This window comes from Hymenobacter sp. (assembly GCF_036388155.1).
GTDB lineage: Bacteria > Bacteroidota > Bacteroidia > Cytophagales > Hymenobacteraceae > Hymenobacter.
In genome coordinates this window covers 38,511-53,401 of the sequence record NZ_DASVSI010000086.1, presented here as the reverse complement: position 1 = coordinate 53,401, position 14,891 = coordinate 38,511, and the positions used below count along the sequence as shown (strand labels likewise).

The following is a 14,891-nucleotide window of genomic DNA, read 5'->3' as shown; positions in this document are numbered from 1 at the left end:
TACTGCCCCGAGCGAGATGTCTCGGCTGCGCTCGACATGACGTTCTGGTAGCGTCTGGCCTTCTTCCCTACTCTGGCAGCAGGCGTTTGAGCAGGCGCAGCTTGTGGCTGTAGCGCTGCCGCTCGCGGTTGAAGATGCCGTTGTGGTCGAGCGGGTCGATGCGGACTTCGCCGTGGGCGTGCAGGATTTGGCCTTCGTCCAGCACCATGCCCACGTGCACGATGCGGCCCTCGGCGTTGTCGAAAAAGGCCAGGTCGCCGGGCTTGGCTTGGGCAACGAAGTGCACGGAGCGGCCGTGGTCAATCTGCTGGCGGGCGTCGCGCGGGAGTTGGATGCCCACCAAGCCGTAGAGCTGCTGGCACAGGCCAGAGCAGTCGAGACCGAAGATACTTTTGCCGCCCCACACGTAGGGCGCTTTCAGGTACATGAGGGCCGTTTTGCGCAGCAAGGTGGCCTGGCGGGCAAAATCGGGGGCCGCGGTGGGGTTGGTGGCCGTGCCGTTGAAAAAGTAGTTGCGGTCGCCGATGCGCACGTTCATGCCGTCGAAAAACGGCAGGCGGCAGCCCAGCGTGAGCGGAATTTTGGTGGTGGCGTCGCTCACGGCCTGCACCACGTCGAGGGCGCGCGGGTGGTCTTGGGCGCACCACTGGGCGTAGTACTCGGGCGACACCGGCGTGTGCTGCTTGAAATCAATCCAGCCCACGTAGTCGTCGGCGGCCAGCTGCACTTGCAGCCAGCTGTCCTGCGTCACCAAAATCTGGTAGCATTCCCCAAACAGCAGCTGGGTAACCAACTCGGCCCGGTCGTTGGGCTCGGCGCGGACGGGGACAGCGCTAAGGGCGCAAATACCGGGATTCAAGAGGTGAATGGGCGAATGAGTGAATGACTGAATGCAAAGAACGGTAGCAAAGCATTCACCCCTTCACTCATTCGCCCATTCACCCACTGATTACATCCGCTCCATGTCCCGCTTCTGGGCTTTTTCCTTGAGGTCGTTGCGCTTGTCGAAGAGCTTTTTGCCTTGGGCCAGCGCAATTTCGATTTTGGCAAAACCGCGGTCGGTCACGAACAGCCGGAGCGGAATGATGGTCAGGCCCTGGTCTACGCTTTTGCCGGCCAATTGCTTGAGCTCGCGCTTGTTGAGCAGCAGCTTGCGGGCGCGCATGGCGTCGTGGTTGTTGTAGGTGCCCAGCGCGTAGGGCGCGATGCGAATGGAGTGAATCCAGAGGTCGCCGCGCTGGTCGAAGGTGCAGTAGCCGTCGGTGAGGTTCACGTTGCCTTCGCGAATGCTTTTGATTTCGGTGCCTTGCAGCATCACGCCCGCGTCGTACTTGGCCAGGAAGGTGTATTCATGGCTGGCGCGGCGGTTCTTTATATTGATAATGACGGGTTTGTCGTCTTTGGCCATGCGGAAAGTTGTCAGTTGCACGTTGTCAGTTGTCGGCCTGACGCGGCGCGGGAGGTGATGTAAAAGGGGCCACTCCGGCCTCGGCTTGCAGCGCGGCGAAGCGGGCCGCCAAGCGGACGCGGGCCACGATGCGCTGCCCGGTGTGGCCAGTAGCCACGAGGCGGGTGCCCACCCGGGCTTCTACGGCACAACGCAAATTGGCGCCGTCGAGTCGCTCAAAGGTAGCCGTCAGGACCACGGTTTCGCCCACGAAGGCCGGCGCGTGGTGCTGAATGGCCAACTCGGTGCCAATGCCTTCCTCGTCGGCTTCTTTCATTTCTAGCACAAACAGCCGGGCGGCCCACTCCATTTCACGGCCCAGCGCAAAAGTGCTGAGCACCTGATGGACCAAGCCGCCGGTGTCGGGGCCAAAGTCGGCGTAGTCTTCCGACCGTACCAGGTAGCGGTGGGTTTTGGTATCGCCGGGCTGGAAGGAATTGGTCATGAGCAGTAGCGCGGACTTTTAGTCCGCGGTTTTGCGAAGTAGGAACGGCCGGTTTGCTTATCGCAACAACGGTTAATTTGCTGCGAACTGACTGAACGCGGACTGAAAGTCCCTGCCGGGCACGGCCGCGCTACGTCAGCTTCAGGCGCGGGTCAGGGCTGGTGAGCTGGGTGGCGAAGTCGCCGGCCTCGTACTGAAAATGCGCCGTCATGGCCACCATGGCGGCGTTGTCGGTGCAGAAGGCGAAGTCGGGGATGAACACCTCCCACCCTTGCGCTTCGGCTTCGGCTTGCAGGGCGGTGCGCAGGCCGGAATTGGCCGCCACCCCACCGGCCAGAGCTACTTGGGTGAGGCCGGTGTCGGCAGCGGCGCGGCGCAACTGGCGGAGCAGCGTGGCCACAATGGTGTGCTGGATGCTGGCGCAGAGGTCGGCCAGGTTCTGGGCCACGAAGTCGGGGTTGGCAGCGGTTTCTTTTTTCAAGAAGTAAAGCACCGACGTTTTCAGGCCACTAAACGAAAAGTCGTAACCCGGCATGGCTCCGACGGGGAACGGAAAGCGCGTGGGGTTGCCCTGGCGCGCCAGCTTGTCAAGGTGCGGGCCGCCGGGGTAGGGCAAGCCAAGCAGCTTGGCGGTTTTGTCGAAGGCTTCGCCGGCGGCGTCGTCGATGGTTTGGCCCATGATGTCCATTTCCAGCGCCGACTTCACCACCACCAGCTGCGTGTGGCCGCCGCTCACCGTGAGGCAGAGGAAGGGAAACGTCGGCTTGGGGTCACGGATGAAATGGGCCAGAATGTGGGCGCGCATGTGGTTCACGGCCAGCAGCGGCTTGTCGAGGGCCAGGGCCAGAGTCTTGGCAAACATGCCGCCTACTAATAAGGAGCCGAGCAGGCCCGGCCCCTGAGTGACGGCCACGGCGTCGAGGTCGGCTTTGGTGACGCCTGCTTCCTTGAGGGCGGCCGTGACGACGGGCAGCAGGTGCTGCTGGTGGGCGCGCGAGGCCAGCTCAGGCACCACGCCGCCGTACTGCTCGTGTACTTTTTGGGTGGCCACGACGTTACTCAGCAGCTGGCCGCCGGCCAGGACGGCGGCGCCGGTGTCGTCGCAGGAAGATTCAATCGCGAGGATGATGGGATGGGCAAGCATAACGTAACGGTAAGGCGCAGCAGAAAGTAAGCAGAGCGGCACAAGGCCTTAAACTTATGAAGCTCCTACGCCTCAAAGGTAGCGGGCCGGGCCGGGGGCCTTCGTGTGGTTGGGCGGCGATGACCAACTTTGCAACCAAGCCAAGGAGTTGAACCGCAGCCTGCCCGCGGCCGTTCCCTTGGCTTAATAGTTGATTACGATGCCCGACGGCTATTGTCATAAACGGCTAAAAAACCGCAACTTTGCGGATTACCCCGCGTTTTCGCTTCAAAATCATCTGCCCCGGTGCGTCGTTTCCTTTCCATTCTGCTGAAAGTGCTGCTGGGCCTCGCCCTGTTGGTGGTGTTGGCCGTGGTGGGGGCGCTGGTGACATTGCGGGTGCCGAGCGTGCAAACGCGGCTGGCCCGGGAAGCAGCGTCGGTGCTCACGCAAAAGCTGGGGCAGCAAGTCACGATTGGGCGGGTGGACGTGCGGCCGTTTTCGCGGGTGCTGCTGGACGGGGTGCGCGTGCTGGACCGGCGCGGCGGCGAGTTGTTCAGCATTGGCCGGGCCGACGCCGACATTTCCCTGTTTTCGGTGTTCGACCCACGGCACCTGCACATTGCCAAGCTGACGCTGAACGAGCCCCGGTTTGAGCTAAAGAACCTGGCGGGCCAGCCCGACACCACCACGTTCAGCCAGTTTATGTCGGCGGTGAAGCGGCTGATGGGGCCTTCGGACACCACCAAGTCGGCTCCATTCGATTTCAAGATTGCCGACGTGGCCCTGCGCAACGGCCATTTTGCCATTGAGAAGCAGGACGCGCCGCGCTCCCCGACCTACGGCAAAAGCATTGACTACGCCCATTTGGTGGTGGACAGCATCTACGCCGACGTGTCGAAAATCAGGCTGGGCGACACGCTGCGCCTGCGCATCAGCAACCTGCACGCGGTGGAATCACCCTCGAAAACGCAGTTGCGCGAAATCACGGCGGACATGACGTATGGGCCGCATTTCTGGGAATTCAAAGACCTGAGCTTGCGCGTGGGCCGCAGTCAAATCAAAGACTACGTGCGGTTTGAGTACCGGGTGTTCAGTAATTTCACGGAGTACAACGACTCGATGAGGACCGTTGCGCGCTTGCGTGGCTCTCAGATTTTCACCGACGACATTGCCAAGTTTGCTCCCCAGCTGGCCACGCTGCACGAATCGGTGCAGATATCCGGCGATGCATCCGGCTACGTGCGCGACTTCAAGGTGAACAACCTGGACGTGCGCTACGGCAAAGGCACGCACATTGTGGCCAAGCGCGCCCACGCCGACGGCCTGCCCAACTACCGCGAAAGCTTCATCGACCTGCGCCTGATGCCCTCGGTGGTGGTCACCAGCGACCTGAAAAAGTGGCTGCCGGCTTCGGCCAACAAGCTCGTGCAGCGCCTCGGTACCGTGAAGCTGCAAGGGCAGGTGCTGGGCTTCTACAACGACTTTGTGGCCAATGCCTCGTTTGACACGGCCCTGGGTTTTGTGGCCACCGACGTCAACCTCAAGACCAAAACCGACCTCACGCACGCGGCCTATTCTGGCACGGTGCGCTCGAATGCTTTTCAGGTAGGCAAGTTTTTGGGCGATGAATCGGTCATTCGGGACGTGACCCTGAATGGGCGGGTGTCCGGGGTGGGCTTTATCCCGCCGTTTGCGCGGGGCCGGGCTTCCCTGAACGTGCCCAGCATTTGGCTGAATGGATACCGCTACCGCAACATTGCCCTCAACGGCGACTTCCACCAGCAGTCGTTCAACGGCCACATCACGGCCAACGACCCGGCCGTGCGCCTAGTGGCCGACGGCCACGTGGACCTCGACCGCGAGCACCAGGACGTGGACATCAAGGCCAAGATTGAGCGGGCCGACCTGCGCGCGCTGGGCCTGATGAAGCAGCCGCTCATCATTGCCACCACGGCCGACGTGAAGTTCAAGGGCGTGCAGCTCGACTCGCTCATTGGGCACGCCTACTTGCGGCGGTCGCGCTTCAGCATGGGCAAGCGCCAACTGCGCCTCGATACGCTCGACATTGTGAGCACCCGCAACAGCCGCAACCAGCGCAGCGTGACCATGCGCTCCGAAGCAATAGATGCCAGCGTGGCCGGCGCCTTCAATACCTCCGACGTGGTGCGCGACGTGCAAACGCTCATCACCGAGTACCGGCTGAATTTCGAAAGCAACCCGACGGCCACGGCCAACTACTACCGCCAGAAGCGACAGGAGGCCCTGCCGGTGTACCGCGTCGACCTGCTGCTGAACCTGAAAAAGCCCAACCCCGTGCTGGCCTTGTTTGTGCCCGAGCTGCGCGTGGCCAACGGGAGCCGCATCGACGGCTCGTTCCGAAGCGGCGAAACCTCTATTTTTCAGCTGGGCGGCCACCTCGACAGCTTGCGCTACGGCCCCGTGCAAACGGTGAACGACGACTTCGACTTCCTCACGTCCAAGCTGCCTTATAAGTCCGACATCCTGGCTCAGGTCAGCGTCACGAGCGACCAGCAGGTGCTGCCCGGCTTGGGCAAGACCGAGAAGTTCTTCGTGGAGGGCGTGTGGGACCAGCAGCGCATCAACTTTTCCACAGCGCTAGCCCAAACGGGCACCACCAACAAGGCCACCATCAACGGGGCGCTGGGCTTTTTGCCGCGGGCCGTGGAAGTGGTGTTCCGGCAGTCGGGCCTGCACCTGCTGGACAAGGACTGGACCATTGCGGCCGACAACTCGGTGACCATTACGGACTATGGCCGCGAGTTCGACGTGAAAAACCTGACGTTCAGCAACGGGGTGCAGTTTGTGGGGGCGCAGGGCTTCATCTCGCCCGATGCAAGCAAGCCGCCGCTGCAACTGCAGCTCAAGGACTTCGAGTTGGCCACACTCAACGCCATCACGGGGCAGCGCCTGGGCGGGCGCGTCAACGCGCTGGGCACGGTGAGCGGCGTGTACGGTCCGCTCACCATCAACAGCACGCTGGGCGTGGATTCGCTGAGCTACGACGGCGTCCTGATTGGGCAAGTGGCCGGGCGCGGCGACTGGGACAACGCGGCCAGCAAACTGCGCGTGAACATGGACGTGGCCCGCGCCGGGCAGTCGGTGCTGACGGTGCTGGGCGACATTGCTCCCAAGGACGACACCAACCAATTCAACCTCACCGGCACGCTCAACGACGCGCCCCTGGTGCTGGCGCAGCCTTTCCTGGGCACGCTGTTCAAAAACCTGAGCGGCACCGGCCGGGGCGAACTGCGCCTGACGGGTTTATTCAACGCCCCCAATTTGCTGGGGCTGGTAAATGTGAACAATGGGCGGCTTACGTTCGGCTACCTGGGCACGACCTACACATTCTCGGACCGCATCACCTTCACCAACCGCTCCATTGAGTTCCGCAACATTCGCTTGCGCGATGTGCTGGGTAATACCGGCACCGTGGATGGTATTGTGCGTCACCGCGGCTTTAAGGAAATGAGCCTGGACATTGCGGCCAGCTTCCGTAAGATGCAGGTGCTCAACACCACGCGCAAGGACAACCAGCTGTATTTCGGCACGGCCTACGCCACGGGCACGGCCCGCGTCACGGGCCCAACCGACGACTTGGACATTACCGTGCGGGCCAGCAGCGAGGCCGGCACCCGCATTTCATTGCCCCTCGACAACGCTGCCCGGGCCGAGAAGGCCGGCTACATCAAGTTCGTGAACAACAACCCGGTGGGCGACACCGTGGTCACGAAAAAGGCACAGGCCGTGGCCGCAGCCGATAAAATCGACTTGTCGGGCCTGAAGCTCAACATGAACCTGACCATCACGCCGGAGGCTTACCTGGAAATCCTGCTCGACGAGAGCACCGGCGACGTCATTCGCGGCTCGGCGGCCGGGCAGCTGCGCATGGCCATCGACACGCGGGGCGATTTCAACATGTTCGGGCAGGTGGAAATCGTGCGCGGCGCCTACAACTTCACCTTGCAAGGACTTGTCAACAAAGAGTTTGTGGTGCGCCCCGGCGGCATCATTTCCTGGAACGGCGACCCGCTGGCCGGCGAGATGAACGTGACGGCCATTTACACGCAGCGCACGTCGCTGGCGCCGGTGCTGGACGCGGGCACGTCGGGCAGCGTGGCCGTGGTGCCCGTGACAGCCGTGATGAACCTGACCGGGCCGCTCCTGCTGCCGGCCATTCGCCTGGGGCTGGAATTCAACGACGCGCCGGGCACGCTGCAGGGCGACTTGGCGGCCTTCACGGCCTCGTTGCGGAACGATGAGCAGGAGCTTAACCGTCAGGTATTCAGTCTACTGGTGTTCAAGCAGCTTTCGCCGCGGGGTTCGTCATTGGGCAGCACCATTTCCCTGCGCGGGCAAGACAACTCGGTGCAAAACAGCCTGGGTCAGATTCTGAGCACGCAGCTGGGCTTGCTCACTTCGCAAATCGACCAAAACCTGGAAATCGACTTCAACATCAACGGCCTGACGGCCGAGCAGCTGCAGGCCCTGCAAGTCCGCCTGAGCTACTCCTTCCTCAACGGCCGGCTGCGGGTGACGCGCGAAGGCGGCTTCACCAACAACCCCAACCTGGTGAACACCGGGGCCGGAACCGTGCCCGGCGGCACTGGCACGGTCGGCAACACCGCCGGCCAGGCTTCGCTGCTGGGCGACCTCAGCCTGGAATACTACCTGCGGCCCGATGGCAAGTTCCGCACCAAGCTGCGCTACGAGACCACGCCGCGCGACCTGGAAACCATCAACCAGCCCCGCGCCGGCCTCTCACTGCTGCATACGGAACAGTTCAACTCGTTTGGGGAGTTGTTTAGCCGCAAAAACCCGAAGAAGAAAGAACGCAACACCCAAAAAGCGCGCGCAACCAAGGAAGTACTGACCGTGGACGAGGACCCGCGCACCAACTTGTAGGGCAGGAGGTCGGGAGGGTGTGAGGGTAGGAAGTACAAGGCTGACCAAGCAACTTGGCAGGGCAGCTATACCTAATCATGGAGCTTTGTTTCCTTTGCTCCTTAAAAAACTCCTTCCCTCCTACCCCCATACCCTCTTACCCTTCTTCTGTTCCCGTACCTTTGCCAAAATATGGCTGCCCCTACAACGTCCCACACCCGCAAGAAAAAGCTCGGCTCCTACCCTACTTTGCTCGTGGTGTTCAGCATTACGCTGGCGTTGGTGGTGATAGGCATGTTTGGTTTGCTGCTGCTGCACGCGCAAAAGCTGTCGGAAGTGGTGCGCGAAAACCTTGAAGTGCAGGTATACCTCGACCGCGAGTTGCCCGAGACCGAGCTGCTGCGGCTGCAGCAGGACCTGGGCCAGTCGCCCTTTGTGGCCGAGCGCGACGGCAAGCCCCAAATCAAGTTTGTGAGCAAGGAAGAAGGCGCCCGCCAACTACTGCAAAAAACCGACGAAGACTTCCGACAATTCCTCGGCGACAACCCCTTGCGTGATGCTTACGTGCTCAAAATCAAGCCCGAGTACACCGACACCATGCACCTGCGCCAGCTCGAGCGCAGCATTGCCACCCAGCGCGGCGTGTTTGAGGTGCAGTACCCGCAGGACCTGTTCGCCAGCATCAACAACAACCTGACGCGGGTGAGCCTGGTGCTGCTGGGTTTTGCGGGGGTGCTGGTGCTGGTGGTGGTCATTCTGATTAACAACACCATCAAGCTGGCGCTGTTTTCGCAGCGCTTTCTGATTCGGTCCATGCAACTGGTGGGGGCCACGCGCCTCTTTATACAGCAGCCCTTCCTGCGGCGGGCCACCTGGCAAGGGCTGGCCAGCGGGGTGCTGGCGGCCTTGCTGCTGGTGGCGCTGCTGCAATACGCGTACCTGCAAATTGAAGAACTGCGCCTCTTGCGCGACGACCTTCGCCTGGGCCTGCTCTTACTGGCAGTGGTAGGCCTGGGCGTTGTCATCGGCTTTTTTAGCTCGGCCCGCGCCGTGCACAAATACTTGAAAATGTCGCTCGACGACTTGTATTAACCTTTTTGTTGTCAGTTGCTGGTTGCCTGTTGTTAGTCTTCTATGATGGATGACGTTCAACCAACTAATAACGGACAACCAACAACTGACAACTTTTATGAACCCTTCCCCTGCCCCCCGCTTCGCCTTCGGCCCCCGCAACTACCGCCTGATGTGGATAGGCTTGGCCGTGCTGGCCGCTGGTTTCATCACCATGATGTTCGGCGACAAAGACAACTACGGCGAGGATTTTGTCGGCATCACCCTGGGCCCTATTCTGCTTTTTGTGGGCTTTTGCATTGAGTTTGCGGCCATCATGGTGCGCGACAAAAGCATTGCGGCCACGACGAACGTCTCCGTTTCGGCTCCGGGCCTAACTGCTTCCAACACCACGCCGACCCCGACCCCGGCTCCCACTCCGGCCGCTCCCGCCTACAAGCGCCTGTAGTACCGTACTGCTTCCTTATGACCTATTGGCACGCGTTGCTCCTCGCCATCGTCGAGGGGCTCACTGAGTTTTTGCCCGTTTCCAGCACCGGCCACATGATTATTGCTTCGGCGCTGCTGGGCATTCCGGCCACGCCGTTTACCAAGCTCTATTTGGTAGTCATCCAGTTTGGAGCCATTCTATCGGTGCTGGCCGTGTACTGGCGCCGGTTTATTCAGAGCATCGACTTCTATCTTAAGCTGTTGGTGGCCTTTTTGCCCGTGGTGGTGGTAGGGCTGCTCTTGAAGAAATACATCGATGCCCTGCTGGAATCGGTGGCGGTGGTGGCCTTTATGCTGTTGGTGGGCGGCATCGTGCTGGTGTTCATCGACCGGTGGTTTCCGCAGGAAGACCCCGGCGAGGGCGGCCGGCCGGTCACGAACCCGAACTGGCGCCAGGCCTTCACCATTGGGGTGTTTCAGTGCTTGGCGGTGGTGCCGGGCGTGAGCCGCTCGGCCGCCACTATCATCGGGGGCCTCACCCAGAAGCTCACCCGCCAGGCCGCGGCCGAGTTTGCCTTCTTCCTGGCCATGCCCACCATGGCCGCGGCGGCGGCCAAAGACCTGTACGATTACTATAAAGAAGCCACCGCCAAGGGCATCGACGTAGCGCAGATGTTCACGGGCCAGGAGTTGAAACTACTGGCGCTGGGCAACGTGGCGGCCTTCGTGGTGGCGCTGCTGGCCATTCGGGTGTTTGTGGGTTTCGTGACCAAGTACGGCTTTCGGGCGTTTGGCATTTACCGCATCATTGCGGGCGGCATCCTGTTGATTATGTTGGCGTTGAAGATTCCCCTGATTTTAGTATGAGTACGAAAAGCCTGGCCGATTTTGACTTCGAAACGGGTGAAGTCCTGCTACTCGACAAGCCCCTGACGTGGACGTCTTTCGACGTGGTGCGCAAGGTGAAAAATGCGCTACGCATCAAGAAAGTTGGCCATGCCGGCACCCTCGACCCCCTGGCCACCGGCTTGCTGATTCTGTGCACGGGCCGCAAAACCAAGGAAATCGACCAGATTCAGGCGCAAGAGAAAGAGTACACCGGCACCTTCCGCCTGGGCGAAACCACGCCCAGCTTCGACCTCGAAACGGCCGTGGACATGGCCCGCCCCTATGCCCATCTAACAAATGAGCAGATACTAGCCGCCACCACCTCGCTCACCGGCACCATTCAGCAGACCCCGCCTATATTTTCAGCCGTGAAGATTGACGGCAAGCGGGCATACGAAATTGCGCGGCAAGGTCTGGAAGCAGAAATCAAGTCGAAAACGGTGGAGGTAAAAGCCTTCGAGCTGACGCGCATTGCGCTGCCCGAAGTTGATTTCCGCATCGTGTGCTCCAAGGGCACCTACATCCGCAGCTTGGCGCGCGACCTGGGCCTAGCGCTGGGCTGCGGCGCCCACCTCACGCGGTTGGTGCGCACCCGCATTGGGGAGTTTCGGGTGGAAGACGCGTTTTCCCTTGAGGCTATCCAGGCCCTGCGCCCGCCGCGGCCGGAAGGCGACGAACCGCGCACTCGCACCGACCGGCCCCGCACGGCGCCCAACCGCGCCGGGCTGCAGTACTACGCGGCCCTACAAGCCGATGCGCTGGCCGCGAAGCAGCACCAGGCCTCTGCCGACGAAGCCGCACCGTCGGTGGGAGCGGCCGAGTAGCTCATTGAACTGCGTCGAGACGCGAGGATGGGTCTCTACATTGAACGGTCGGCTGCACTCAAATAAAGCGGCCACAGTCGTTCAACGACCGGACGCAAACAGGCGTCTCTACCCCGGACTGAGCCGGATACGCGGCCAGTTCAGCGCAGCGCCCATTACCTTCGCGGCGTACTTTTTTCATCCTCCATTCGCTTTCCGGCGCCCCAATGCACGTCATCCGCGACCCGGCCCTGTTTCCTTCGTTGACCAATGCCGTGGTCACCACTGGCACGTTTGATGGCGTTCACGTGGGGCACCAGCGCATTTTGGGGCGGCTCTGCGAAGTGGCACAGGCTAGCGGCGGGCCGGCCGTGGTCATCACCTACTGGCCGCACCCGCGGCTGGTGCTGGGGCCGCCGCCCTCCCACCCGGAGCTGTTGGAACTGCAGCTGCTCAACACCCTGGAGGAGCGCATCGCCAAGCTGGCCGAATTCGGCGTGGAATACTTGCTCATTGTGCCCTTCACCAAGGAATTTGCGCAGTGGACTTCGGAAGAGTACATCCAGCAATTGTTGCTGCAAACAGTCGGCACCAAGCAGTTGGTGATTGGCTACGACCACCGCTTTGGTAAAAACCGCGAGGGCGGCTTCGACTACTTAAGCCAACACGCCAACCGCTACGGCCTGACGGTGGAAGAAATTCCGCGCGAAGACGTGGACGCCGTGGGCGTGAGCAGCACGCGCATCCGCCAGGCCCTACGCCAGGGCGACATTGCCACCGCCAACCGCTACCTGGGCTATCATTACCCACTCACGGGCCTGGTGGTGCACGGCCAGAAGCTGGGCCGCACCATCGGCTACCCCACCGCCAACCTCGTGACCACCGAGCCGCTGAAGCTCGTGCCGGCAATTGGCATCTACGCGGTGTGGGCCACCACGGCGGCGGGCACGCGGCACCAAGCCATGCTCAGCATTGGCGTGCGGCCTACTATTGGCCAGGATTTGGCGCAGACCATCGAGGTGAATTTGCTGGACTTCAGCGGCGATTTGTACGACCAATTGCTCACGCTGGAATTTGTGGCATGGTTACGGGGAGAAGAAAAATACGACGGTTTGGACGCGTTAAAGGCCCAATTGGCGTTGGATGCAGTGAACACGCGAGCCGCATTGGCTTAGCTGGCTGCTTATTTTAAAACTAGTGTACTAGCAATGATGTACTTACGGATAATTATGCTCTTCTGTGGCCTGCTGGGCTGGGCTAGCGCGGCGCAAGCCCAAGGAAAGCTCACCGGGGTGGCGCTGGACTCGGCCACCAACGAGCCCTTGTCATTCGCCAGCGTATTTCTGGCCAATACCACGCTGGGCGTGACCACCACCGAGAAGGGCGAATTTACCTTCCCTAAAGTGCCTACTGGTACTTATGACGTGGTGGCTTCTTACGTGGGTTACCGCTTGGCCAAGCAGAGCGTTACCATTGGCCGTGAGCCCCAGCAAGTGACCCTGAAGCTGGCTTCGACCGGCAACCAACTGGGCGAAGTAGTGGTGAAACCTGCCCCCAACAAACCCGAGGAATACGAAACGTTTTCGCGCCTCTTTATAGGCGCGAGCACTTTTTCGGACCAGTGCCGCATCAGCAACCCTGACAATGTGCGCGTGCTTTACGACGACTCAACCAAGGAGCTCACGGCCCGGGCCAAGGAGTTTGTGCAGGTCGATAACGAAGCGCTGGGCTACCGCCTGAAGTACTACGGGTTGGAGTTTGGCTACAACAAGGCCGACGGCACCATTTCTTACTACGGTGAGCCGGTGTTTGAGGAAATGAAGCCGCGCGACGAGAAGCAGCGCCAGTTATGGGCTGCTAACCGCCTGACTGCCTACACGGGTTCGTTCATGCACTTTCTGCGCAGCGTGTACACCAACCGCCTGACGGCCGAAAACTTCCTGGTGCAGCAAGTGCGCGTGGGACCCAACCCCCGCTACGAAGCCGCCCAAACCAAGCAGCGCCTACTAAAGGAACGGCGGGCGAACGGCGGCGCCACCCGCGCCGAGCGCGACTCGGTGCTGAAGTGGAGCCGCGAGGCGCCCATTACGGCAGCCCTCAGCACCGCCCCCATGCCCATCGACAGCATACGCCGGATGTCCCTCGACGGCAAACATACCTACCTCAGCTTCACCGGCGACCTACAGGTGGCTTACTTTGGCGAGGCGCCCGACCCACGCTACAAGAAGGCCATGTCGCCACTGGGCGCATCGAAGAAGCCCTACCCCGCCAAGCGACAGGTTTCGAGGGTGCGCCTGTCGGACGGCGAGGCCGAGATTCAAGCCAATGGCTCGCCCATGAACCCGCTGGACGTGTTGCTGGGCGAGTACTGGGGCTTTGAGAAAATCGGCGAGTTCATGCCCTTCGACTACGTGCCGACGGACGCGCCACCGGCTCCCGTCAACCTTAAGGAGTCGACAGGAGCGGGCCGCTGAGAGAGGCACAAGTAGCGTTGCCACTACATTCGTGGGTAGATATCTTTCTGTGCCCTCGCCTGTCGCAATGCGCCTTCACCTGGCCTTGTTCCTGCTTTTCGGACTGCTGCTGCGCGCGGGTAATGCCGGGGCGCAAGCGTCGGTTTCGGGGCTGGTGCTCGATTCGGTTACGCAGGCGCCGCTGTCGTTTGCCAGCGTGTTTCTGGCCAACACCACGCTGGGCGTGACCACCACCGAGAAGGGCGAATTCACTTTTCCCAAGGTGCCCACTGGCACCTACGACGTGGTGGCCTCTTACGTGGGCTACCGCCTGGCCAAGCAGAGCATTACGGTGGGCACCGCGGCCCAGCAGCTCACGCTGCGGCCCAGCCCCACGGCCAGCCAGCTGGGCGAAGTGGTGGTGCGGCCCAACCCCAATCGGGCCGCCGACTACCAAAAATTCAAGGAGCTTTTCCTGGGCCGCACCACGTTTTCAGGCCAGTGCCGCATTCACAATCCTGACGACGTGCTGGTGGACTTCGACCCCACCGAAAACGAGCTCACGGCGTCCTCCTACAAGTTTGTGCAGGTCGACAACCAAGCTTTGGGCTACCGGATTAAGTATTATGGCTTGCGTTTCACCACCAACTTTACCCAAAGCGTGGTCACGTTCTACGGCCAGCCGGTATTTGAGGAGATGAAGCCCCGCTCTGCCCGCGAGCAGCGCCGCTGGGAGGCCAACCGAGTCACGGCCTACCGCGGCTCGCTTGCCCACTTCTTCAAAAGCGTGCGCGACGACCGGGTGAACGCCGAAGGATTTGTGGCGCAACGTCTGCGCATCGTGCCTAACCCCCGGTTTGCGCGCGCCGACAGCCTGCGCCGCAAATTGGCACGCGAACGGTATTTGGCCGAACTCACCAAGGCTGAAAACGACTCGCTGGCTCGCTGGCGCAAGGTGCCGCCCGCCTATTCCATGCTTTACACCGCGCCGCGGCCCATCGACAGCCTGCGCCGCGTGACAGCGGATGGCGCGCAGGTATTCTTGCGCTTTCGCGACCGCCTGCAAGTGAGCTACCTGCGCGAAAAGCCCGACCCGCAGTACCGGCAGCGAACGTTTCCGCCCAGCGCAGCAGCCTCGGCTCCCGCCGACCGGCAGGTGTCGGTGTTGGTGCCCCTGCTGCCCGAAATTGAGATTCAGCCCAACGGCCAACTGGCCAATCCGCTGGCCGTATTCACCGACGAATACTGGGGGTTCGAAAAAATGGGTGAATTTTTACCCGTGAATTACCTGCCACCGGCTCCGGTGCCCAGTCCCTAAACTCCCACC

12 protein-coding genes are annotated in these 14,891 nt (G+C 61.5%); 8 read left to right on the top strand and 4 right to left on the bottom strand.

The features are described from left to right. Positions 1-67: 67 nt before the first annotated feature. From VF629_RS12050 to tsaD, 4 genes are all read right to left on the bottom strand, one after another. Positions 68-859, bottom strand: a complete 792-nt coding sequence (locus VF629_RS12050; protein WP_331058732.1) for a C40 family peptidase — start codon at positions 857-859, stop codon at positions 68-70. Between the two features lie 90 nt (positions 860-949). Then, positions 950-1,408 carry an SsrA-binding protein SmpB gene (gene smpB, locus VF629_RS12045; RefSeq protein ID WP_331058731.1) on the bottom strand — a complete coding sequence of 153 codons (459 nt, stop codon included), beginning with the start codon at positions 1,406-1,408 and terminating at the stop codon, positions 950-952. 25 nt (positions 1,409-1,433) lie between these two features. After that, the gene (locus VF629_RS12040; RefSeq protein WP_331058730.1) at positions 1,434-1,892 is read right to left on the bottom strand and encodes a thioesterase family protein; all 459 of its coding nucleotides are present in this window, start codon (positions 1,890-1,892) and stop codon (positions 1,434-1,436) included. 130 nt (positions 1,893-2,022) lie between these two features. Beyond that, positions 2,023-3,036 carry a tRNA (adenosine(37)-N6)-threonylcarbamoyltransferase complex transferase subunit TsaD gene (gene tsaD / locus VF629_RS12035; protein ID WP_331058729.1) on the bottom strand — a complete coding sequence of 338 codons (1,014 nt, stop codon included), beginning with the start codon at positions 3,034-3,036 and terminating at the stop codon, positions 2,023-2,025. 285 nt (positions 3,037-3,321) lie between these two features. On the opposite strand from tsaD, the gene VF629_RS12030 reads away from it, so the two are divergent. From VF629_RS12030 to VF629_RS11995, 8 genes are all read left to right on the top strand, one after another. Further along, complete coding sequence (locus VF629_RS12030) at positions 3,322-7,941, top strand: translocation/assembly module TamB domain-containing protein (protein ID WP_331058728.1); 4,620 nt, start codon at positions 3,322-3,324, stop codon at positions 7,939-7,941. Positions 7,942-8,112: 171 nt separating this feature from the next. Then, positions 8,113-9,012, top strand: a complete 900-nt coding sequence (locus tag VF629_RS12025) for a cell division protein FtsX (protein ID WP_331058727.1) — start codon at positions 8,113-8,115, stop codon at positions 9,010-9,012. A 97-nt stretch (positions 9,013-9,109) separates the two neighbouring features. Beyond that, a complete protein-coding gene (locus tag VF629_RS12020; protein WP_331058726.1) occupies positions 9,110-9,439 on the top strand; it encodes a DUF3098 domain-containing protein in 330 nt (109 codons plus the stop codon). Between the two features lie 17 nt (positions 9,440-9,456). Then, entirely contained in the window at positions 9,457-10,287 is an 831-nt protein-coding gene (locus tag VF629_RS12015; RefSeq protein WP_331058725.1) for an undecaprenyl-diphosphate phosphatase, read from the top strand. Continuing rightward, the gene (gene truB, locus VF629_RS12010; protein ID WP_331058724.1) at positions 10,284-11,132 is read left to right on the top strand and encodes a tRNA pseudouridine(55) synthase TruB; all 849 of its coding nucleotides are present in this window, start codon (positions 10,284-10,286) and stop codon (positions 11,130-11,132) included. Before VF629_RS12015 ends, truB begins: the two co-directional genes overlap by 4 nt. Before the next feature lie 206 nt (positions 11,133-11,338). Continuing rightward, positions 11,339-12,286 (top strand): bifunctional riboflavin kinase/FAD synthetase, encoded by a 948-nt coding sequence (locus tag VF629_RS12005; RefSeq protein ID WP_331058723.1) that lies wholly within the window; start codon positions 11,339-11,341, stop codon positions 12,284-12,286. A gap of 54 nt (positions 12,287-12,340) precedes the next feature. Further along, entirely contained in the window at positions 12,341-13,585 is a 1,245-nt protein-coding gene (locus VF629_RS12000; protein ID WP_331058722.1) for a carboxypeptidase-like regulatory domain-containing protein, read from the top strand. 67 nt (positions 13,586-13,652) lie between these two features. Then, positions 13,653-14,882 (top strand): carboxypeptidase-like regulatory domain-containing protein, encoded by a 1,230-nt coding sequence (locus VF629_RS11995; protein ID WP_331058721.1) that lies wholly within the window; start codon positions 13,653-13,655, stop codon positions 14,880-14,882. Positions 14,883-14,891 lie beyond the last annotated feature (9 nt).